Origin of the sequence: Streptomyces hygroscopicus subsp. hygroscopicus, assembly GCF_030269125.1 — a bacterium.
In the GTDB taxonomy this organism is placed as follows: Bacteria; Actinomycetota; Actinomycetes; order Streptomycetales; family Streptomycetaceae; genus Streptomyces; species Streptomyces hygroscopicus_C.
The window spans coordinates 1-21,695 of sequence record NZ_BSSM01000027.1; the positions used below are offsets into that span (position 1 = coordinate 1).

Consider the following 21,695-nt stretch of genomic DNA (forward strand, 5'->3'; position numbering starts at 1 on the left):
AGATGTTGCACGACGCCCAGCGGACCCGCGCGCCCAGGGCGACCAGGGTCTCGATCAGCACGGCGGTCTGCACGGTCATGTGCAGGGAGCCGGTGACGCGGGCACCGGCCAGCGGCCGGCTCTCGGCATACTCCCTGCGGATCGCCATCAGGCCGGGCATCTCGTGCTCGGCGAGAGTGATCTCCTTGCGGCCGAACTCGGCCAACGAGAGATCGGCGACCTTGAAGTCCTGTCGGTTGTCGACAGTCGTCATTGCGAGCTGCTCCTCGGAATCGGGTCGAGGGATGGGTACGGCTGGTCTGCGCGACGGCGGGCATACGGGTGCCCGAGAAGAGGACACAGGCATGCCTCACGTGCGCGCAGCGCAGTCCGTCGGAGGCCCTCTCTCCCTCGGCCGGTCCGTCGTGGGACCGCCCGACCGCCATCAGCAGCGACGTCTGGCTCCGTCCCAAGCTACACCGGACCGCCCGGTCGCCCACAGTCCGCGTCCGCATGGTTCAAGCCGTTCGCCGGGCGTCCGGGCCGTCCGCGGGCGGGTGGGCGGTGCCGGGTCAGTGGCCGCCGGCGTGCGGGTTCGGGCCGCCGGGGGTGGCCGCCGGGTCGGGGCCCTTGGCGGCCTCGGCCGCGCTGTAGATGTCGGGTTCGAGGTAGATCACCCGGGCGATCGGGACGGCGGCGCGGATGCGGTCCTCGGCGGCGTCGATGGCGGCGGCGACCTCGACGGCGGTGTCGTCGTGCCGTACCGCGATCTTGGCGGCGACCAGCAGTTCCTCGGGGCCGAGGTGGAGGGTGCGCATGTGGATGAGGCCGGTGACCGACTCGCCGTCGACGGTCGCCTCCTCGATCTTCTTGATCACGTCGAGGCCGGCCGCCTCGCCCAGCAGCAGCGACTTGGTCTCGGCGGCGAGGACCAGGGCGATGCACACGAGGAGGACGCCGATGCAGACGGTGCCGATGCCGTCCCAGACGCCGTCGTCGGTGAGCAGGGACAGGCCGACGCCGCCGAGGGCGAGGACGAGACCGATGAGCGCGCCGAAGTCCTCCAGCAGGACGACGGGCAGCTCAGGGGCCTTGGCGCGGCGGATGAACTGCGACCAGGACAGCGAGCCGCGCAGCTCCTTGGACTCCTTGATGGCGGTGCGGAAGGAGAAGCCCTCGGCGACGATCGCGAAGAGGAGCACGCCCACCGGCCAGTACCAGCTCTTCAGGGCGTGCGGGTGGGAGATCTTCTCGTAGCCCTCGTAGATGGCGAACATGCCGCCGATGGAGAAGAGGACGATCGAGACGAGGAAGGCGTAGATGTACCGCTCGCGGCCGTAGCCGAAGGGGTGCTGCGGGGTGGCCTCGCGCTGGGCCTTCTTGCCGCCGACGAGCAGCAGGAACTGGTTTCCCGAGTCGGCGACCGAGTGGACGCCCTCGGCGAGCATCGAGGAGGAGCCGCTGAAGGCGAACGCCACGAACTTCGATGCCGCGATCGCGAGGTTGGCGCCGAGTGCCGCCACGATCGCCCTGGTACCGCCTGACGCGCTCATGTGTCCGCGTTGTCCCTTCGGTGTCTGCTCGGTCCTTGCGCCTTTGCCCGGCCTTTGCCGGTGGGCCATTCTTGCAGCCCGGCCGGGCCCCGGCGCGTCAGGTATCCACAGTCCCGGTCATACGATCCGTCAAACGCGCACGGTGGCGCGGAAGACCGTACCGGCGCCCGAGACCTCGGCCTTCTCGCCGGCCGGGACGAACACCGAGCGCCCCGGGCCCAGTTCGTGCTCGCCGACGCGGACGGTACCGGCCGTGCAGAGCAGGATCTGGGGGGTGTCCCGGGTGAGGTCGCGGGCCGCACCGCCCTCGGACAGGACGTACCGGGAGAGCCGGAACTCGTCGATCGGCGTCTCGTAGACCTCTTCGCCGTCCGGCGCGGCCTCGGGCCGCAGCACGCCGGGGTCGCCCGCCTCGAAGCGGACGACGCGCAGGAGTTCGGGGACGTCGACGTGTTTGGGGGTCAGACCACAGCGAAGCACGTTGTCGGAGTTGGCCATGATCTCGACGCCCAGGCCGCTGAGATAGGCGTGCGGAACGCCGGCGCCGAGGAACAGGGCCTCGCCGGGCTGCAGTCGGACGTGGTTGAGCAGCATGGCCGCGAGGACGCCGGGGTCGCCGGGGTAGTGGTGGGCGAGGTCGGCGTACGGGGCGTAGTCGCCGCCCAGGCGGGCGCAGGCGGCGCCGGCCTCGGCGACCGTGCGGGCCATGTCGTCGGGGTCCGCGGTGAGGATCGCGGTGAGGACCTCGCGCAGGGCGGCGTCCTCCGGGTGGGCGTGGAGCAGATCGACGTACGGCTTGAGGGAGTCGACGCCGAGGCCGGCGAGCAGGTCGGCGGCGCGGGCCGGGTGACGGAAGCCGCACAGACCGTCGAACTCGGTGAGGGCGCAGATCAGTTCGGGCTTGTGGTTGGCGTCCTTGTAGTTGCGGTGCGGGGCGTCGAGCGGGACGCCGCGGCGCTCCTCGTCGTCGTAGCCCTCCCTGGCCTGCTTCAGGTCGGGGTGCACCTGGAGGGACAGGGGCGCGGCGGCGGCGAGGATCTTCAGCAGGAAGGGCAGGCGGGGGCCGAACCTGGCGACCGCCTCCCTGCCCAGTTCGCGCTCCGGGTCGGCGTCGATCACCTCGGCGAGCGTGCCGCGCGCGGTGCGCGACGGGGCGCCGGGGTGGGCGCCCATCCACATCTCCGCCTGGGGTTCGCCGGTCGGCTCGACGCCGAGCAGCTCCGGGATGGCGGTGGGGGAACCCCAGGCATAGGGGCGGACGGTGTTGTCGAGGCGATCCATGTGTCTTCTCTGTCTTCCGTGCGTGCGCTGCTCGGCCGGCGGGCCTCGCGGACGGCGCGGTGCCGGTGTCCGGGCCGTGAAGGGACGGGCCCGGAGCCGGTGCCGCGGCGAAGGGGCGGGCCGGGGCCGGTGCGGACCGGCCCGTAGCCAGGTCAGGCCCCGGAAGCGAGCGCCAGGTAAACGGCGGCGAAATCCGTGACGGCGATCAGTTCCGCGAGGGTCTCCAGTTCGCCGCCCTCCTCGGGTTCGAGTTCGCTGATCGGCGTGTCGTGGCTGAGGGCCAGGTCACGGGCGGCGGGGGCGGCGGTGAGGCCGCCGCTGGGACGGTCGCGCAGCAGGACCACGCGTGCGTGCAGGGCGGGCGGCTCCTCCACGCGGTCGCGGAAGAAGTCGTCCGGATCGGCGCTGGCGGCGAGCGGGCCGGCCAGCAGGGCACTGTGCGCGGCGAGCGCCTCGGGGAGTTCGGCGACCACGGCGGGGCGGCCGGCGAGTTCGGCGAGGGCGGCGGCGAAACGGCGGCCCGCGGGGCCCGCGGAGGTGCCCTCGGTCCACACCACGGGGAGCGCGTCGGCGAGTTCGGCGGCCATGGTCTTGGCCGGGTTGCTGTAGGTGGCGATGGCGGGGCCGCAGCGTTCGGCGATCTGGTCGAGGCGGTCGGCGACCTTCTCCAACGCCTCGGGCGGGGCGGTGAGCAGGCCGATGCGGTCCAGGAGGGCGAGCAGCGGGGTCAGCAGGGCCCAGAAGACGCCCGGGGAGGACGCGGCGAGCGGTTCCTCGTGGTCGTACGGTGCCGTCGCCATCGGGACGAACAGGCCGTGCGTGCCGCCGGCGGCCTCGGCGAGGGGGGTGCCGGGCGGGGCGACGGCCACGACCGCGACGCCACGGCGGTAGGCCTGGTCGGCGAGGAGGGAGAGGCTCGGCTCGGTGCCGTCCGGGGTGGTGATCAGGAGGAGGTCGACGGAGCCGGCCCAGCCGGGGAGTTCCCAGCGCAGGGCGCCCGCGGCGGGGGCGACGCCCGTGGGGGCGAGCCGGACCACGGGGCTGCCGGGACCCGCCAGGGTGCCGAGGAGGTCGGCGGTGTGGGTGGCGGCGGCGCCGGGGCCCGCGATCAGTACGGCACGGGGGCGGCCGTCGGGTTTGAGGTCGCCGACGCCGGCCTCGGCGGCGTGCCGGGCGGCGGTACGGACGCGGGCGCCGGCCTCGGCGGCACCGCGCAGCAGGCCCCGGCGGTCGGCCTCGGCGAGGCCCTCCGGGCTGTCGAGCAGCGATTCGTCCAGCATGGCGGCAGCCTCCGGTCGCCGGGGGTGGCTACGACGTCCACGACCGTACGGGGTCGTGGGTCTCCGAGGTTACGACGGGCGGGGCCGCGTCACTCGGGACGGCGGGCCTCGTCCACGAGAAGGACCGGGATGCCGTCGCGGACGGGGTAGGCGAGACCGCAGTCCTGGCCGGTGCAGATCAGCTCGGCGTCCTGCTCCTCGAGGGGGGCGTGGCAGGCCGGGCAGGCGAGGATCTCCAGGAGGCCGGCTTCGAGCGGCATGGGATGTCCCTTCGAGGGCGGGGTTTCTCGGACCGCTGGTCAGCGTACCTCTGCTGGGCGGGTGGGGCGGGGCTTCCGCTCGCCGTGGGGGCTCCGCCCGGTGTGCCGCCGGTTTTGCCGCCCACCCGGCCACCCGGCCACCCGGCTCGGTCGGCCGGGAGGTGGGCATGGCGGTGGGCCGGCCGGGGCGGAGGGCGGGGCCGGCCCGGGGCGGCCCGGGAGCGGGAAGCCGGAACGGGACCGGGGCGACGGGGCCGGGCGGCGGGAGGGGAACGGGGTGGGACGGGGCGGGCAGGGCCCGGCGCGGCTCAGTTGCCGGGGCGCGGATCGCGGCGGGGGCGGCTCGGGCTCGGCCGCCACGGCGCGGACCGGCCGCACAGCCGCTCGACGGCCGCGGGCGGCGAAGCCCCGCGACCAAGCCACCAGCGGCTGCGCGAGGTGACGGCGCGGCTCGGTGACCGGGTGTGGACCCAAGGCGCGGCGGGCGCGGGCCGCGAGAGCGGTCTGCGGGGCGAGCCGTCGGGTGGTGGGGCGGCTCCGGTCCGTCGGTTCAGGACCTGATGATGGCCAAGGCCTCGTCGCGGATCTTTCTCATCGTGACCTCGTCCTTCGCCTCCGCGTTCAGGCGCAGGAGCGGTTCCGTGTTGGAGGGGCGGACGTTGAACCACCAGTCGGGGGTGGAGACGGTGAGGCCGTCGAGGTCGTCCAGGGTGACGTCGGGGCGGCCCTCGTAGGCGGCGCGGACGGCGGTGAGGCGGGCGGACTGGTCGGCGACGGTGGAGTTGATCTCGCCCGAGCCGGTGTAGCGGTCGTACTGGGCGACGAGGGCGGACAGCGGGCCCTGCTGGCCGCCGAGGGCGGCGAGGACGTGCAGGGCGGCCAGCATGCCCGTGTCGGCGTTCCAGAAGTCCTTGAAGTAGTAGTGCGCGGAGTGCTCACCGCCGAAGATCGCGCCGGTGCGGGCCATCTCGGCCTTGATGAAGGAGTGGCCGACGCGGGTGCGGACCGGGGTGCCACCGTTCTCCCGGACGACCTCGGCAACCGTACGGGAGGTGATCAGGTTGTGGATGATCATTCCCTCGCCGCCGTTGCGCGCCAGCTCGCGCGCGGCGACCAGCGCGGTGATCGCGGACGGGGAGACCGGGTCGCCGTTCTCGTCCACGACGAAGCAGCGGTCGGCGTCGCCGTCGAAGGCGATGCCGAGGTCGGCCCCCTCCGTCGGGACCCGCTTCTGGAGATCCACCAGGTTGGCCGGGTCGAGCGGGTTGGCCTCGTGGTTCGGGAACGTGCCGTCCAGCTCGAAGTACATCGGCACGAGGGTCAGGGGCAGGCCGGCGAAGACCGTGGGCACCGTGTGACCGCCCATGCCGTTGCCCGCGTCGACCACGACCTTCAGCGGGCGGATCGTGGTCAGGTCGACCAGCGAGCGCAGGTGCGCGGCGTAATCCCCCAGCGTCTCGCGGGAGGTGAGGGTCCCCGGCTCGGCGGCCGGCGCGGGGGCGCCCGACTCCAGCCACTTCTCGACCAGTTCGCGGATCTGCGCGAGGCCGGTGTCCTGTCCCACCGGGGCGGCGCCGGCGCGGCACATCTTGATGCCGTTGTACCGGGCCGGGTTGTGCGAGGCGGTGAACATCGCGCCGGGCAGGTCCAGCGCGCCCGAGGCGTAGTAGAGCTGGTCCGTGGAGCACAGGCCGATCTGGGTCACGTCCACGCCGCGGTCCGCCGCGCCGCGCGCGAAGGCGCGGGACAGGCCGGGGGACGAGGGCCGCATGTCGTGGCCGACGACGATCGCCGACGCACCCGTCACCTCCGCGAAGGCGGCGCCGAAGAGCCCGGCCAGTGTTTCGTCCCACTGGTCCGGGACCACTCCGCGTACGTCGTACGCCTTCACGATCTGCGACAGATCAGCAGTCACGGCCAACCCTCCTGAAGTTCTCTGGGCCCCCACAAACTACCCGCCCGCGGTAAGGGGGAGGTGTGCGGACACCGCGAGGACGCGCGGTCGTCACCGTCAGGAGTGGTGCGGGGCGGCCGGTGCTCCGGACGCCCCTACGGGAACGTCCGTCATACCCCTGCGGGCGCCCCTCAGTTGTCCGGGGAGCGCAGGACCCGCAGATGGCCGCGGCGGGCCACCTCCATGGGGTCCGCGGTGCGCGCTCCGCCGCCGGCCCCGGCCGCGCGCTCCTGGGGGCGGGCGGCCTCGCGCACGGCGTTGGCCAGCGCCTCCAGGTCGTCGCCGCTGGGGCGGGCGGGGGCCGAGCCGTCGAGGAGACGGACGACCTCCCAGCCGCGGGGTGCGGTGAGGCGCTCGGAGTGCTCGGCGCACAGGTCGTAGCAGTGGGGTTCGGCGTAGGTGGCGAGGGGGCCGAGGACCGCGGTCGAGTCGGCGTAGACGTACGTCAGCGTCGCGACGGCGGGTCGGCCGCAGGCGGTGCGCGAACAGCGACGTACAGGGCTCACGACGTTGGACGGTACCGCACTCTTGAGCGGGCCGCGACGACTCTCCACCAGGTCACTCCACCGTGTCGTGCTGTGAGACGCCCCACACACCCCTGCGCACAGGCCCTGTTGACCTGCGCGGAGGGGGTTCTGGGAGCACTTGGGCGGGACTGTTTCCGGTCATGAGTGGATACAAACACGGTCAATTGCCTTGAGTTCTGCGGACTTGGACGGTTCGTGGAAGGTTGCCGAAACGAGCCGGACCTTGGCTGAAACGGTCATCCCGCGACAGGAAGTCGTCGGTGGCCGGTTGGGCGCGTACGGCCGGGCGGGCGGGGCGGTCGAGGACTACGCTTCACCAGTGATGGACAACCGTGTACCGCCCCGAGCCGCAGGCCCCGGGCCCCGTCGCCGTGATCGTCACGGGCGGGGCATGCGGGGGCCGATCGCGCCGCCTCAGGTGCCGTTGGCGGCGAGCCGGGCGGAGGTGTTCGCGGACCTCGTACAGGACTCCGTGGAGCGGCTGGAGCGGCGGTGGCCGCAGCTCGCCGATGTGGAGTTCCTGGTGCTGGAGGTGCCTCGCGTCGAGGGGCTGGACGCGGTCGGCCTGTGGGGCGACGAGTCGGTGCCGCTCGGGGGGATCGCGCCGGCCCGGGAGGGGCGGCGGGCGCGGGTGGTGGTGTACCGGCGGCCGGTGGAGATCCGGTCGAAGGGGCGGGACGAGCGGGCGGCGCTGGTCCACGAGGTGGTCGTGGAGCAGGTCGCGGAGTTGCTGGGGCTGACGCCGGAGACGGTGGATCCGCGGTACGGGGAGGAATAGGGCGGGGCCGGCCGGGGGTGCGGCTGTGCCGCGCTGTCCGGCCGCCCTGTGGTGTCGCGGCCGGGGCGGGTCTCGCCCGTCGGCGCCCACCGGGGCGGCCCGCGACCACCCCGCCTGCGACCGCTCGGCGTCAGGACCGCGCGCGGCCGCCTGCGCGACGCGCCCCGACGGGGGCGCGGGGAACCGTACGGGCGGCCGCGACGGAGCCGCGGTGGGTCCCCCTTACCTCTGGAGGATCGACAGGTCCTCGTCCGTCCTCGGGACCGAGACCAGGCCGCGGTCGCTCGGCAGGGTCTGGATGGTGAAGCCGACGGGGTCGGTGGAGGCGAGGGTGCGGGAGGCGTAGACGGGGGAGCCGGAGAGGGGCTCGACCGTCAGGGCGTACGTGCCGTCGAGGCCCGAGGGGACCGGGGCGTCGACGTCCTGGGTGGTGCCGGACTTGATCGTGTAGGTCTTGGTGACCGCCGCACCGCCCCCGCTGCCCGCCGAGGCGGTGACCTTGACCGTGACCGTGGCCGTGGGCGCGGTCAGGGCGAGGGTCGTGCCCTTGGCGCTGTTGTCCGCCGCGGTGGCGCGCGCGCCGACGGGAGCCGTGGCCGGGATGAACGCGGTCTCCTGGTCCGCGCCCTTGCCCCGGACCACCCGCAGCGCGGCGACGACCGGCACCGACTGGTCCGTGGGGGTCAGCACCAGGGAACCGGCCTCGCCGCGGGTGAGCGGGCCGAGGTCGGCCGACGTGGTCATGCCGGACTTGACGTGCAGCGTCTCGTTGCCCGCCGGGGTGATCAGGCCGTCGGGCGAGGCCAGGCGGATCTTGAGGTCGGCGTCGGCGTCGCCGGGGGTGAAGGCGATCAGGCGGACGTCGGTGGCGTCCTTGGGGATGCCGGGCAGCACCAGGCTGCCGGCCGGGTCGGCGGCCGCGGCCAGCCAGTCGCCGCCGGCCTTGTCGTCCAGCGCCTGCACGGCCGCGCCGACCCGTCCGCTGCGCACGCTGACGTGCACGGTCAGGTCGTCCTGCCGCTCACCGGTGAGCGTGGACAGCAGGATCGGCTCGCTCGTGTGCGGCTTGACCGTGAGGTTCTCCCCCAGCGGCGACTTGATCGCGCCGTTCTTGCCGTACAGCTCGACGTCCACGACGGCGGCGGAGTCGTCCGGGTTGGTCAGGTGGACGTAGTCGGTACGGCTGTCGGCGGTGCTCGCGCCCGGGAACCAGAACTCGGTGTCCGCGGGCGTGCAGGTGACGCCCTGGAGACCGCGGCCCGTGCCGGCGGCGATGGAGGTGGTCTCCTGCACGGTCCAGCCGGGCGCGAACCTCCCGTCCGCGGTACCGATCAGCGCGGGCCCGTCGGCGCCGGAGGTGTCGCCGGTGACCGGGGTGCCGGGCGCCTTGGGGGTGAGCACCGGCTGACCGGCCGTCGTCTTGCCGCCCTTGCCCTTGCCCTTGCCCTTGCCCTCCTGCGTGCCGCCCGTGCCGTCCGCCGACTCCTCGGGGGCGGGCTGGAGTTGGCCCTTGCCGCTGCTCGGGGTGCCCTCGGTGACGGGCGTGAACGAGGTGTACGTCGTGTCCGCGATGTCCGAGACGCTGGGCGCCGGGCACAGCAGACCGGTGCGCTGCACGGGCAGTCGGGCGGCGGCGCCGGACGTGCCGGCGCCGGAGGCGGAGGGGGTGGCCAGCGCGGCGACCGCCGTGACGGCGGCCAGCGCGGTGGTGCCGGCGATCAGGGACAGGGTGGTGCGGTTCACTGCTGGCTCCCGTCGGGGCGCTCGCTGCCCGTGCCGTGGGGCTGCTGGGCGGGGTCGTAGCCCTGCTGGGCGGGGTCGTACGCCGGGTCGTAGGCATGCTGCTGGTACGCCGCCGGGTCGTACGGCCGCTGCTCGGCGTCACCGCTGTAGGCGTACGGGTCGTACGCGGCCGTTGCGTAGGGGTCGCCCTGGTACGTCTGCTGGTCGTAGCCGCCCGTCTGGTAGGCGTCGGTGCCGTAGCCCGGGTACGGGTTGTTCGCGTAGGGGGTGGCGTACGACCCGTCGGGGGTCGCGTACGACCCGTCGGGGGTCGCGTACGACTCGTCGTAGGCGGGGTCGTACGGCTGCTGGTGCGGGATCGGGGCCTCGGCCGGGGCCGGCGGCGTGTCGGGGGTCTCCCCTGTCCGCGTGTCCCCTCCGGGCATCTCCCCCGCGGGCGTCTCCGCGGCCGCCTCCTCCTCGGCCTGGGCGCGCAGGCGGCGGGCGCGGCGGCCCTCGCCCGTGGCGGCCTGGGCGGGCAGCGGCTGCTCCTCGGGGAGGTCGTCGTCCACGTCGCGGCGGCGGCCCGGCAGGGCGAGGACGACCAGGACGACGGCGAGCGCGCCCTGGACCCACAGCCAGGCGGTGTGGGTGATCGGTGCCTCGTAGGTGACGTCCAACCGGCCGCCGGTCGACGGGAGCCGGAAGCCCTGGGCCCAGCCGTCGACGGTGGTGCGGGTGAGCGGCTTGCCGTCGAGGGTGGCGGTCCAGCCGGGGGCGGCGCTGTCGGCGAGGCGCAGGACGCGGCCGTCGGAGCCGGCCGGGACGGTGGTGTGGATGTCCACCGGTCCGGCGGCCACCGGCTGCGCGCTGGAGGAGTCGACGGAGTCCGGGGTGCCGGCGGGCAGGATGACCGCGCGGGAGACCTCCTGGTCGACGCGCCACAGCGCGTTGCCGTTCTGCTGGCTGAGCCGGGCCAGGCCGGGGGTGGCGTCGAGGACGCGGGTGATGTCGCGGGGCGCGCCCTTGTGGACGAGGACGTAGCGCACGGCGAAGCCGCCGAGTTCGTCGGCCTGGTCGGCGCCGGAGCCGGCGACCAGGTTGGCGACGACCTTGTCCAGGCGTGTGTTCTCGCCGTCGGTGGCGGCCAGTTCGGCGTCGCCCATGCGGGCGCCGGCGCCGCGCACCAGGGTGTAGCTCACGTGCGCGGGGGAGTCGCTGTCCAGGACGAGGGTGCGGGCCCGGTCGCCGGTGGTGGAGTCCTCGGCGACGAACGCGGGTACCTGGGCCGGGTCGCGGCGCTGCACGGGGCCGTCGGCGCCGCGGACCATCCAGGCGGCGGCGAGCAGCACCGGGCCCACGGCCGCGGCGAGCGCGATCAGGGCGGCGACGGGCTGGCGCCAGCCGAAGCTCTGCTCGGCCACGCGGGCGCGGGCGCCGTCGGCACCGAGGACGGCTGCGGACAGCAGCGCGATGCCGTAGACGAGGGTGGCCGGTCCGGCCCAGGCGGACCGGTTGGCGAGGACCGCGAAGACGAGGCCGATCAGGGCGACGGCCCAGGCGGTGCGGATGCCCAACTGCCGTTCGGAGCGCAGCAGCGCGGCCAGCGCGGCGAGCACGATGCCGAGGAGCAGGAGGCCGCTCGCGGTGCCGGGGCCGCCGGGGCTGGCGCCGAGCAGGTCCAGCGCGGAGGCGGACGAGGCGCCGTACACCAGGCCCGCTTCCTGGAAGAAGCCGGTCGGCAGCAGGGTCAGCGACCAGGGGGCGAGGAGCAGCAGCGGGGTGCCGAGCTGGACGAGCAGGCGCAGGCCGTGGGCGACCAGGTCGGCGCGGCGCAGCACGAGCACGCCGAGGCCGAGGATCAGCGCGATGGGCCAGACGATCGGGGTGAAGGCGGTGGTGAGGGTCAGCAGCAGTGCGTACGCCCAGGTGGCGCGCCAGCTGCCGCGGGCGCCGGTGCGGCTGGTGAGGCCGCCGGCGGCGATGCCCGCGCGGGCGATCAGCGGCAGCAGCACGGCGAGTACGGCGGTGCCGATGCGGCCGCCGGCCAGGGCGCCGGTGGTGGCGGGCAGGAAGGCGTAGGCGATGGCCGCCCAGGCGCGCAGCAACCGGGAGGCGACCAGGGGCCGGGAGGCGAAGTAGGCGGTGAACCCGGCGAGCGGCACCGAGCAGACCAGCAGCACGGTGACGGCGAGTCCGGTGGAGCCGAACAGCAGGGTGGCCAGGGTGGCGACGAGCGCGAGGTAGGGCGGTGCGGCGGGGGTGCCGCCGGCGCCGACCGGGTGCCAGGCGTCGGCGAAGCGGGACCACAGTTCGCCCGCGCCCGCCGGGGCGGGCAGCAGGGCGCCGCCGCCGAGTGCGCCGCCGGAGAGCAGGGCACGGCAGGCGACCAGGGAGATGACCAGCAGTGCGAGGAAGAGGACCGGTCCCGGTCTGCGGGCGATGCGCTTGAGCCGGACGAACTGCTCGACCTCCAGGAAGTCGGCGTCGTCGCCGCCGGGCCCGGACTCCGCGGCGCCGCCGTGCCGGCCGGCCGAGGAGGTGTCGGTGTCGGAGCCGCCCGTGAAGTTGCCCGCGAACTGTTCGACGGTGGCGCGGATGGTGGCGCCGGGCGGCGGGAAGAGGCGGCGCAGTTCGTCCTTGTCGATCCGCGGGGTGCCGCGGCGGCGACGGGCGGCGATGATCCGCTCGGGCCGCAACAGGGTGCCCAGCAGACCGCGGATCTCGTCCACGGCCTGGCCGGGGACCTTGCCGACGAGGTAGGCGACGGTCCGCAGCAGGGTGCCGAGGACGAGCCGCAACAGCACCCAGGGCAGCGCCGCGGTGCGGGTGTTGGCGAGCAGGGTGTGGACGGCGCCGGCCTTGTCGACCTTGTGCGGGGAGGCGGCGGTGCGGCCCACGCAGTCGACGGTACGGCGCTCGCGGGAGGCGGCCTCGGCGTGTCGCACGACCGCGTCGGGGGCGATCAGGACGCGGTGGCCCGCGAGATGGGCACGCCAGCACAGGTCGACGTCGTCGCGCATCAGGGGCAGCCGGCGGTCGAAGCCGCCGAGCTGTTCGAAGACGTCGCGGCGGATCAGCATGCCGGCGGTGGAGACGGACAGCACGGTACGGACGTGGTCGTGCTGGCCCTGGTCCTGTTCGCGGCGGTCCAGGCCGGTCCAGCGGCGGCCGGAGTTGGCGATGGAGACGCCGACCTCCAGCAGCTGCCTGCGGTCGTACCAGCCGCGGAGCTTGGGGCCCACGACGGCCACGTCGTCGCGGCCCAGTTCGAGTTCGTTCTCCACGACCCGGAGCAGCTGTGCCAGGGCGTCGGGTTCGGGTGCGCAGTCGTCGTGCAGCAGCCAGAGCCACTGGACCGGTTCGCCGTAGGGCAGGTCCGGGAGGTCGTAGGCGTCGTCGCGCCAGGTGCGGGTGACCGGGTCCCAGCCGCTGGGGCGCTTGAGGTACGGCAGTTCGTCCGGGGTGAGGACGGGGGCGGTGCGACTCGCCTCCTCGACGGCCTGGCCGAAGCCGGTGCGGCGGGCGAGGTGCAGCACGCCCGCGTCGCCGAGGGCTTCGCCGAGCATCCGGGCGGAGTCGTCCGCGCTGCCGGTGTCGGCGGCCACCGCCTGCTGGACGGGGCGCTCCTGGCCGAGCAGCCCGGCGAGCGCGTCGGGCAGCCAGCGGGCGCCGTCGTGGGAGACGAGGACGGCCGTGACCACATGGCGCGGAAACTCGGGGGGGCCGGCCGGGTCGACCGCCGGACGGGCCGGGTCGAGCGCCGCCGGACGGGCTGGGTCGAACGCTGCTGCGGCGGCCGGGTCTTGGGCCGCCGTATGGCTGTGCACGGACATCGAGGTACGGGCCCCGGTTCGCTGGACTGCGGTGGACGCCTGTGTCCCCTGGGCCTCGATGGGCTCGCGGGGACAGCGGGGCGTCTCGGACGAGCGACCACACTATCGGCTGCCCACGACGACGGCCCGCCGCCTGTGGACAACCCACGGGCGACGGGCCGTTCGTGATGTTTTCTCGGGTATGGCGTGGGTATGTACCGGGTGCCCGCGGTGCTGGTGCGCGGTCAGACGGCGGCCTTCTTCAGCCGGCGGCGCTCCCGCTCGGACAGACCGCCCCAGATGCCGAAGCGCTCGTCGTTGGCGAGGGCGTACTCGAGGCATTCGGAGCGGACCTCGCAGGCGAGGCAGACCTTCTTCGCCTCTCTGGTGGAGCCGCCCTTCTCGGGGAAGAAGGACTCGGGGTCGGTCTGGGCGCACAGCGCGCGCTCCTGCCAGCCGAGTTCCTCGTCCGCGTCGTCGACCAGCAGTTGCTGCACCAGCTCGGTCATGTGCGCCCCTCGTCTGTCTTTCACGTCCCCGTGCGTAGCCGTTACCGATTTCGGCTGAACGACACGAGTGAAATTACAAGTGTGCTGCTCCGGGCGAGTCAAGCTGAGATCTGCTATTGGGCCCGTTATTCACTCTGCGGAACCAAGGCCATGCGGAAAGTGTTCAAATCGGCATAAACCCCGACACCCGTCCAGTCCATGAAGGAAGACGCCCTGACGTTCGATCGCGTTGCACACGGCCCGCCGTACGCTCGGATGTGCCCCATGTGTCCCCAGGTCCCGGGAAGCAAACCTCCCCTCCGCCAGATGCCCCGGATGGGATGAAACGCATCCCACATAACGGTCATCGAGTTGACAGCACAGGTGTGAACCGTTGTCCTAGGGGGCATGCTCGCGAACTCGGTTTCCACCTCAACCCGCACCGCCGGGTCCCACGGTGCTGCCCGGGGCCGCTGTAGCTGTTGTCGCTGTTCCAGCTGTTGAGCCGGCCTCTCCCCCTTCTTCCGGGCCCCCGCTCCGGCTGCCGCCGACGCCGCGCACCGCGCGGACTCGGTCGTATCTCCTTCGCGGCCCCCTTCCGGGCTCCACCCTTCTGCCGAGGAACCAGCGCACCCCATGAACAGCGACAACGACCTCCAGATCGCCGGTGACCTCCTCGAGGTCGCGCACCTGCTCCAGCCGCCGCGCGAGCACCCGGCCACGGTCGCCGAGTTCGCCGGCCTGGCCCGCGCCATCGCCGCCGACCGCGCCCAGTGGGCGGACCTGGTGCGCTACGACGCCACCACCCGCTGGTACCACCGGCTGCGCACCGGTCCCGGCTACGAGGTCTGGTTGCTGTCCTGGGTGCCGGGACAGGGCAGCGGGCGGCACGACCACGGCCGTTCCTCCGGCGTCCTCACCGTGCTGGCGGGCACGCTCACCGAGCACACCCGGCGCGGCAGCCGCGCACTCACGCCCGGCGCGCAACGGGTGTTCGCGCCGGGGTACGCACACGAGGTCCTCAACGACGCGCTGGAGCCGGCGGTCAGCCTGCACATCTATTACCCGGGTCTCACCGAGATGCCGATGCTCCCCGCGGCGCACGCCGGGGCGCACGCCTCCCCGTTCTGCGAAGCGCGTCCGGTGACTGGCTGACGCGTTGTCCGACCCTCCTGCAAGACTGGTCCCCATGCGCATTGTGGTTCTGGCAGGCGGCATCGGTGGTGCCCGTTTCCTGCGCGGTCTCAAGCAGGCCGCGCCGGACTCGGACGTCACGGTGATCGGCAACACCGGCGACGACATCCACCTCTTCGGGCTCAAGGTCTGCCCCGACCTCGACACGGTGATGTACACGCTGGGCGGCGGCATCAACGAGGAGCAGGGCTGGGGGCGGTCCGACGAGACCTTCCACCTCAAGGAGGAACTGGCGGCCTACGGCGTCGGACCCGAGTGGTTCGGGCTCGGCGACCGGGACTTCGCCACGCACATCGTGCGGACGCAGATGCTCGGCGCCGGTTATCCGCTGAGCGCGGTCACCGAGGCGCTGTGCGACCGGTGGAAGCCGGGTGTGAGGCTGATCCCGATGACCGACGACCGCGTGGAGACGCACGTGGCCGTCGAGGTCGACGGCGAGCGCAAGGCGGTCCACTTCCAGGAGTACTGGGTGCGGATGCGGGCCGCCGTGCCCGCCGAGGCCGTGGTCCCGGTCGGCGCCGAGCACTCCAAGCCGGCCCCGGGCGTCCTGGAGGCCATCGCCGAGGCGGACGTCATCCTCTTCCCGCCGTCCAACCCGATCGTGTCCATCGGCACGATCCTCGCCGTCCCCGGCATCAGGGAGGCCATCGCGGAGGCGGGCGTGCCGGTGGTCGGCCTGTCCCCCATCGTCGGCGACGCGCCGGTGCGCGGCATGGCCGACAAGGTGCTCGCCGCGGTCGGCGTGGAGGCCACGGCCGCCGCGGTCGCCGAGCACTACGGCTCGGGCCTGCTGGACGGCTGGCTGGTCGACACCGTGGACGCGGCGGCGGTCGAGCGCGTGGAGGCCGACGGCATCCGCTGCCGTGCCGTACCGCTGATGATGACCGACGTGGCCGCGGCCGCGCAGATGGCGCGGGAGGCGCTGGCGCTGGCCGAGGAGGTGCGGGGCGCGTGAGCGGGGACCGCGCGGAGCCTCCCGCGTTCCAGGTCTGGGCGCCGGCCGGTTTCCCCGAGGTCCAGCGGGGCGACGACCTCGCCAAGCTGATCGCCGCCGCGGAGCCCGCTCTGGCCGACGGGGACGTGGTGGTCGTCACGTCCAAGATCGTGTCCAAGGCCGAGGGCCGGATCCTCCGGGCCGCGGACCGGGAGGCCGCGATCGACGCGGAGACGGTGCGGGTGGTGGCCCGGCGGGGCGCCCTGCGGATCGTGGAGAACCGGCAGGGCCTGGTCATGGCCGCGGCCGGGGTCGACGCGTCCAACACCCCCGCCGGGACCGTGCTGTTGCTGCCCGAGGACCCGGACGCCTCCGCCCGAGCGATCCGGGACGGCCTCCGGGACGTCCTGGGGGTCGAGGTCGGGGTGATCGTCAGTGACACCTTCGGGCGCCCCTGGCGCGCGGGGCTGACGGACGTGGCGATCGGCGCCGCCGGGCTGCGGGTGCTGGACGACCTGCGCGGGGGCACGGACGCGTACGGCAATCCGCTCAGCGCCACCGTGGTGGCCACGGCGGACGAGCTGGCCGCGGCCGGTGACCTGGTCAAGGGCAAGGCCGAGGGGCGGCCGGTCGCGGTGGTGCGGGGCCTGTCCCAGGTGGTGGACGCGGACGCCGGCGCGGGCGCGCGGGCGCTGGTGCGCGGCGCGGCCGACGACATGTTCCGGCTCGGGACGTCCGAGGCGGTCCGCGAGGCCGTGACCCTGAGGCGCACCGTCAGGGCGTTCACCGAGGATCCGGTGGACCCGGGTGCGGTACGGCGGGCGGTGGCGGCGGCCGTGACCGCGCCGGCGCCGCACCACACGACGCCCTGGCGGTTCGTGCTGCTGGAGTCGGCCGGGTCGCGGCAGCGGCTGCTGGACGCGATGCGGGACGCCTGGATCGCCGACCTGCGCCGGGACGGCAGGAGCGAGGAGTCCATCGCCAAGCGGGTGCGGCGCGGCGATGTGCTGCGGAACGCGCCGTATCTGGCGGTGCCGTGCCTCGTCATGGACGGCTCGCACCACTACGGGGACGAGCGGCGGGACGCGGCCGAACGGGAGATGTTCGTCGTCGCCATGGGCGCGGGCGTACAGAACTTCCTGGTCGCGCTGGCCGGTGAACGGCTCGGCTCGGCGTGGGTGTCGTCCACGATGTTCTGCCGGGACGTGGTGCGCGAGGCGCTCGGGCTGCCTCCGGGGTGGGACCCGATGGGCGCGGTGGCGATCGGTCATCCGGCAGAGGCACCGCGGCCTCGGGGGGACCGGGACGCGGGAGCGTTCGTCGAGGTGCGGTGAGGACGGGACGAGGGCCTAGTCTCGAAGGACGGCATCGACGGCACCGGCGTTTCGAGGATCTGATCCGTGGCAGGACGTTTCGTTCAGCGGCCCACGCGTACGAGTGTGCGCGGCGGGCATACGGCCGTGCCCGGGAGCGGGGCGGACGCGGGCCGTGCGGGCGGGATACCGCGGCAGGCGGCGGCTCCCGCGCGGGTGCGGCGATGGGTGCCCGAGGGGCCGCTCGATCTCGGACTGGTGCTCGGGCCGTTGCGGCGTGGGCCCGCTGATCCGACCTTCCGGGCCGCGGCGGACGGGTCCGTGTGGCGGGCGACCCGTACCCCGGCCGGTCCCGGCACGCTGCGGTTGCGGGCGTGCGGCGGCGAGGTGGTCGGGGAGGCGTGGGGGCCCGGGGCGCAGTGGCTGCTCGACGGGCTGCCCGCGTTGCTCGGCGCGGCCGACGATCCCGAGGCGTTCGTCCCCCGGCACCGGGTGGTGGCGCTGGCGCGGCACCGGCGGCCGGGCCTGCGGTTGACGCGCACCGGTCTGGTGCTGGAGTCGCTGATCCCCTCCGTTCTGGAGCAGAAGGTCACGGCGGACGAGGCGTACCGGGCGTGGCGGCTGCTCGTGCGGCGGTTCGGGGAACCCGCGCCGGGGCCGGCGGGGGCGGGGGAACGGCCGATGTTCGTCATGCCCGCGGCGCGGACGTGGGCGCTGATCCCCTCCTGGGAGTGGCATCGGGCCGGGGTCGACGACAAGCGCGCGTCCACGATCCTGCGGGCCGTCCGGGTCGCTTCGCGGCTGGAGCAGGCGGCGGGGATGCCGGCGCGGGAGGCTCGGGCGCGGTTGGAGGTCGTACCGGGGGTGGGGGTGTGGACGTCGGCGGAGGTGATCCAGCGCAGTCATGGCGCGGCGGACGAGGTGACGGTCGGGGATCTGCACCTGCCGGGCATCGTGGGGTGGGCGCTGGCGGGTGACCGGCACGCGGACGACTCCGTGATGCTCCGTCTGCTGGAGCCGTATGCCGGTCAGCGGCACCGTGCCGCCCGCCTGATCCTCTTGAGCGGCGTCGCCCCGGCCCGGCGGGTTCCGAAGATGCCGCGCGTGGACATCGGCCTGCTCTGAGCCGGGACCGGGCGGGGGCGGGTCCGTTCACCGGCGCCGGCCGGGCGCCTTCCCCGCAGGGGCCCCGGCATCCCGGGTGCGCGGCGAACCGCGCGAAAAGCCACGGCGAGGCCGCGGACGGCGATCCGGCCGAGGAGCCCCCGGGCCCTCCCGCAGGGGACGGGCGCCTCGGCCGAGCCCCGTCCCTACTGGTCGGAGGAGAACCGCACCGCCCCCGCCGGGATACGCGCGTCGCACCACACCCGCGCCCCCTCGCGAAGCTCGTTGTCGGGGCCGATGACCGCGCCGTCGCCGATGACCGTGCCCGTGAGGACCGAACGGGTGCCGACGCGGGCGCGGGTGCCGATGAGGGAGTCGGTGATGACCGCGCCGGGCTCGATGACCGCGCCGGGCAGGATGGTCGAACCGAAGACCCGCGCCCCTTCCGCCACGAACGCGCCCTCCCCCACCACCGTGCCCCCGGTCAGCTTCGCGTCCGGCGCCACCTGGGCCGTCGGCAGCACCAGCCGGTCACCGCAGCGCCCCGGCACCGCCGGGGACGGCGCGCGCCCGAGCACCAGGTCCGCCGAGCCGCGCACGAACGCCGCCGGGGTGCCGAGGTCCAGCCAGTACGTCGAGTCGACCATGCCCTGCAGATGCGCCCCGGCCGCGAGCAGTTCGGGAAACGTCTCGCGCTCCACCGACACCGGCCGGCCCGCCGGGATCGCGTCGATGACCGAGCGCCGGAACACGTAGGCCCCCGCGTTGATCTGGTCGGTGACGATCTCCTCCGGCGTCTGCGGCTTCTCCAGGAACGCCAGCACCCGGCCCGTCCCGTCCGTCGGCACCAGGCCGTACGCGCGCGGGTCGCTCACCTTCGTCAGATGCAGCGAGACGTCCGCGCCCGTCGCCTCGTGGGTGTGGACGAGGGCCCGGATGTCCAGGCCCGTCAGGATGTCGCCGTTGAAGATCAGCACCGGCTCGTCGGGGCCGGAGTGCAGCCGCGAGGCGACGTTGCGGATCGCCCCGCCGGTGCCCAGCGGCTCCTCCTCGGTGACGTACTCGAGGTGGAGTCCCAGCGCCGAGCCGTCGCCGAAGTACGGCTCGAACACCTCGGCCAGATAGCTGGTGGCAAGGACGATGTGCTCGACGCCCGCGGCTCTCGCCCTCGCCAGCTGGTGCGTGAGGAACGGCACGCCCGCGGCCCGGACCATGGGCTTGGGCGTGTGCACGGTGAGCGGGCGCAGCCGGGTGCCTTTGCCGCCGACCAGGAGGATCGCTTCTGTCACCTGTCGTCTCTGCTTCCTGCCGGGACCGGCCGAACTGACTCGTTCTACTCGTATCGGCCGGTCAGTGTATGCAGACCGTAGCGACGGAGGCCGTGACAGCCACGCGGTTTGCCGTGAGAGGGGTGTGAGATCAGTGAGAGACGCGCCCCGTCGCGTGCCCGTGCGCGCGTACCCTGTGCCGGGTGAACGCCACCGATCGCACCCCCGCCGACCTGCTGACTTCCGCCCTCGCCGCGGATCCCGGCCGCCCGCTGGTGACCTTCTACGACGACGCCACGGGCGAACGCGTCGAACTCTCCGTCGCCACCTTCGCCAACTGGGTGGCCAAGACCGCGAACCTCCTCCAGGGCGACCTCTGCGTGGAACCCGGCGACCGGGTCGCGCTGCTGCTGCCCGCGCACTGGCAGACGGCGGTGTGGCTGCTGGCCTGCGACTCGGTGGGCGCGGTCGCAGACGTCGCCGGGGACCCGGCGGCGGCCGACGTGGTCGTCAGCGGGCCGGACACGCTGGAGGCGGCGCGGGCGTGCCGGGGCGAGCGGGTCGCGCTGGCGCTGCGGCCGCTCGGCGGACGGTTCCCGCGGCCGCCGGAGGGCTTCCTCGACTACGCCGTGGAAGTGCCGGGCCAGGGAGACAGGTTCGCGTCGCCGTACGACGGGGAGTCGGCCCTGATCGTGGCCGGCGCGGAGTTCAGCGGGGCCGAGGTGGTGCAGAAGGCCGTCGCCGACGCGGCCGGACTGGAGCTGACGGGGCCGGGTTCGCGACTGCTGTCGGGGTTGCCGTACGACACCTGGGAGGGGCTCAGCGCGGGGTTGTTCGCGCCGCTGGCCAGTGGGGGTTCCGTGGTGCTCTGCCGGAACCTGGAGCGCCTGGACGAGGAGGCGCTGGCGAAGCGGATCGACAGCGAGAAGGTGACGACGGTACGGCGATGACTCCGGCCGGACGCGGGGTTTCTCCCCCTCACCGGAGTAGTACGGGATGCTTCCCCGCCCCGTCCGCCCCATCGTCGTAGGAGTACCACCCCTCCTCCGCCCCAGGGGGCCCGCACCGTGACCCACTCCCCTCCCCCCTGCGGTCCCCCCTCCGGCGGTTCGTCCGCGTCCGGGACGGGGATCGCGCGGCGGCGCCGGCGCCGGTGGGCGAAGGGGGCGGGACTCGGGGCGGCGGTCCTGGTCGCGGCGGCCGTCGGGGCCGGTTGGACGGTGTACGCCAAGCTCAGCTCCAACATCCGGGCCGATGACGCGGCGGCCGCCGAGCTGGGCCGGTACGAGCGCGAGCGGCCCGCGGTCCGGGCACCGGGGGCGCGGAACATCCTGCTGATCGGGTCCGACACCCGGGCCGGGAACGGCAACGACCGCTACGGCCGGGACCTGGGCAGCCAGCGGTCCGACACGACGATCCTGCTGCACCTGGCGGCGGACCGGCGCGGCGCCACCGCCGTGTCGATCCCGCGGGACCTGATGGTGGACGTCCCCGGCTGCCTGCGGGCCGACGGCACCCGGGGCGAGCCGGTGTTCGCGATGTTCAACCACGCCTTCGAGCTGGGCGGTTCGGCGTGCACGGTCCGTACCGTCGAGAAGCTGACGGACATCCGCGTCGACCACCACATGGTCGTGGACTTCAGCGGGTTCAAGGACATGGTGGACGCCGTCGGCGGGGTGCGGGTCTGCCTGAAGGAGCCCGTCGACGACAAGGCGGCCGCGCTCAGGCTGCCCGCGGGCGAGGTCACGCTCGACGGGGAGCAGGCCCTCGGCTACGTACGGGCCCGCGAGTCGCTGGGCGACGGCAGCGACACCGAGCGGATGCGGCGACAGCAGCGTTTCCTCGGCGCGCTGGTCACGAGGGTGCGCGGCGACGACGTCCTGCTGAACCCGGTACGGCTGTATGCCGTGCTGGACGCGGCGACCTCCTCGCTGACCACCGATCCGGGGCTGGCGGACCTGGGCGGCCTGTACCGGTTGGTGCGGACGGTGCGGGACATCCCCGCCGCACGGGTGCAGTTCCTGACGGTGCCGAGGCAGGCGTACGTCTACGACGCCGACCGTGACCAACTCGTGGAGCCCGAGGCCGAGAAGCTGTTCGAGCGGCTGCGCCTGGACCAGCCTCTGGTGGTCGCCGGGCAGGCCCCGCAGAAGCCGCCGGCATCACAAAAGGGCACAAAGTCCAGCGCCTCTCCCGCGCCCACCTACACCGGGAACACCGCCGCCGAGCACGGCTGCGGGTAAGA

At 74.1% G+C, this 21,695-nt stretch carries 18 protein-coding genes; 7 read left to right on the plus strand and 11 right to left on the minus strand.

Annotation, left to right across the window (positions count from 1 at the left end):
- From QSK45_RS36345 to QSK45_RS36375, 7 genes are all read right to left on the minus strand, one after another.
- The coding region (locus QSK45_RS36345; RefSeq protein ID WP_285563222.1) for an adenosylhomocysteinase at positions 1 to 253 on the minus strand (253 nt) is incomplete at its 3' end.
- A 298-nt stretch (positions 254 to 551) separates the two neighbouring features.
- Positions 552 to 1,532 (minus strand): cation diffusion facilitator family transporter, encoded by a 981-nt coding sequence (locus QSK45_RS36350; RefSeq protein WP_285563223.1) that lies wholly within the window; start codon positions 1,530 to 1,532, stop codon positions 552 to 554.
- A gap of 129 nt (positions 1,533 to 1,661) precedes the next feature.
- Positions 1,662 to 2,813 (minus strand): mannose-6-phosphate isomerase, class I, encoded by a 1,152-nt coding sequence (manA, locus tag QSK45_RS36355; RefSeq protein WP_285563224.1) that lies wholly within the window; start codon positions 2,811 to 2,813, stop codon positions 1,662 to 1,664.
- A 152-nt stretch (positions 2,814 to 2,965) separates the two neighbouring features.
- Complete coding sequence (locus QSK45_RS36360; protein WP_285563225.1) at positions 2,966 to 4,093, minus strand: SIS domain-containing protein; 1,128 nt, start codon at positions 4,091 to 4,093, stop codon at positions 2,966 to 2,968.
- A gap of 89 nt (positions 4,094 to 4,182) precedes the next feature.
- Complete coding sequence (locus QSK45_RS36365) at positions 4,183 to 4,353, minus strand: Trm112 family protein (RefSeq protein ID WP_061444380.1); 171 nt, start codon at positions 4,351 to 4,353, stop codon at positions 4,183 to 4,185.
- A gap of 550 nt (positions 4,354 to 4,903) precedes the next feature.
- Positions 4,904 to 6,268, minus strand: a complete 1,365-nt coding sequence (locus tag QSK45_RS36370; RefSeq protein ID WP_285563226.1) for a phosphomannomutase/phosphoglucomutase — start codon at positions 6,266 to 6,268, stop codon at positions 4,904 to 4,906.
- Between the two features lie 170 nt (positions 6,269 to 6,438).
- Positions 6,439 to 6,861 carry a DUF3499 domain-containing protein gene (locus tag QSK45_RS36375; protein ID WP_079661865.1) on the minus strand — a complete coding sequence of 141 codons (423 nt, stop codon included), beginning with the start codon at positions 6,859 to 6,861 and terminating at the stop codon, positions 6,439 to 6,441.
- A 295-nt stretch (positions 6,862 to 7,156) separates the two neighbouring features.
- Between QSK45_RS36375 and QSK45_RS36380 the strand changes: the two genes are divergently transcribed.
- On the plus strand, positions 7,157 to 7,612 hold the full coding sequence (locus QSK45_RS36380) for a metallopeptidase family protein (RefSeq protein ID WP_285563227.1): 456 nt from the start codon (positions 7,157 to 7,159) through the stop codon (positions 7,610 to 7,612).
- Between the two features lie 222 nt (positions 7,613 to 7,834).
- Here the strand turns inward: QSK45_RS36380 and QSK45_RS36385 are convergent, their stop codons facing one another.
- The 3 genes from QSK45_RS36385 to QSK45_RS36395 all read right to left on the minus strand — a co-directional run bounded on the left by QSK45_RS36385 (position 7,835) and on the right by QSK45_RS36395 (position 13,658).
- Positions 7,835 to 9,355, minus strand: coding sequence for a DUF5719 family protein (locus QSK45_RS36385; protein WP_285563228.1), 1,521 nt, complete (start codon positions 9,353 to 9,355; stop codon positions 7,835 to 7,837).
- Positions 9,352 to 13,170, minus strand: coding sequence for a glycosyltransferase family 2 protein (locus QSK45_RS36390; RefSeq protein ID WP_285563229.1), 3,819 nt, complete (start codon positions 13,168 to 13,170; stop codon positions 9,352 to 9,354). The genes QSK45_RS36385 and QSK45_RS36390 overlap by 4 nt, the downstream gene beginning before the upstream one ends.
- Before the next feature lie 224 nt (positions 13,171 to 13,394).
- The gene (locus QSK45_RS36395) at positions 13,395 to 13,658 is read right to left on the minus strand and encodes a WhiB family transcriptional regulator (protein ID WP_003975777.1); all 264 of its coding nucleotides are present in this window, start codon (positions 13,656 to 13,658) and stop codon (positions 13,395 to 13,397) included.
- 615 nt (positions 13,659 to 14,273) lie between these two features.
- Between QSK45_RS36395 and QSK45_RS36400 the strand changes: the two genes are divergently transcribed.
- The 4 genes from QSK45_RS36400 to QSK45_RS36415 all read left to right on the plus strand — a co-directional run bounded on the left by QSK45_RS36400 (position 14,274) and on the right by QSK45_RS36415 (position 18,203).
- Positions 14,274 to 14,792 carry a cysteine dioxygenase gene (locus tag QSK45_RS36400; protein ID WP_285563230.1) on the plus strand — a complete coding sequence of 173 codons (519 nt, stop codon included), beginning with the start codon at positions 14,274 to 14,276 and terminating at the stop codon, positions 14,790 to 14,792.
- A gap of 34 nt (positions 14,793 to 14,826) precedes the next feature.
- Positions 14,827 to 15,786, plus strand: a complete 960-nt coding sequence (cofD, locus tag QSK45_RS36405; protein WP_285563231.1) for a 2-phospho-L-lactate transferase — start codon at positions 14,827 to 14,829, stop codon at positions 15,784 to 15,786.
- Complete coding sequence (locus tag QSK45_RS36410) at positions 15,783 to 17,099, plus strand: coenzyme F420-0:L-glutamate ligase (RefSeq protein ID WP_285563232.1); 1,317 nt, start codon at positions 15,783 to 15,785, stop codon at positions 17,097 to 17,099. Before cofD ends, QSK45_RS36410 begins: the two co-directional genes overlap by 4 nt.
- A gap of 66 nt (positions 17,100 to 17,165) precedes the next feature.
- Complete coding sequence (locus QSK45_RS36415) at positions 17,166 to 18,203, plus strand: DNA-3-methyladenine glycosylase family protein (RefSeq protein WP_285563233.1); 1,038 nt, start codon at positions 17,166 to 17,168, stop codon at positions 18,201 to 18,203.
- A 185-nt stretch (positions 18,204 to 18,388) separates the two neighbouring features.
- On the opposite strand, the gene manB is transcribed toward QSK45_RS36415, so the two are convergent.
- Positions 18,389 to 19,471 carry a mannose-1-phosphate guanylyltransferase gene (gene manB, locus QSK45_RS36420; RefSeq protein ID WP_285563234.1) on the minus strand — a complete coding sequence of 361 codons (1,083 nt, stop codon included), beginning with the start codon at positions 19,469 to 19,471 and terminating at the stop codon, positions 18,389 to 18,391.
- Between the two features lie 182 nt (positions 19,472 to 19,653).
- On the opposite strand from manB, the gene QSK45_RS36425 reads away from it, so the two are divergent.
- The gene (locus tag QSK45_RS36425; RefSeq protein WP_285563235.1) at positions 19,654 to 20,400 is read left to right on the plus strand and encodes a TIGR03089 family protein; all 747 of its coding nucleotides are present in this window, start codon (positions 19,654 to 19,656) and stop codon (positions 20,398 to 20,400) included.
- Between the two features lie 117 nt (positions 20,401 to 20,517).
- On the plus strand, positions 20,518 to 21,693 hold the full coding sequence (locus QSK45_RS36430) for an LCP family protein (RefSeq protein ID WP_285563236.1): 1,176 nt from the start codon (positions 20,518 to 20,520) through the stop codon (positions 21,691 to 21,693).
- Positions 21,694 to 21,695 lie beyond the last annotated feature (2 nt).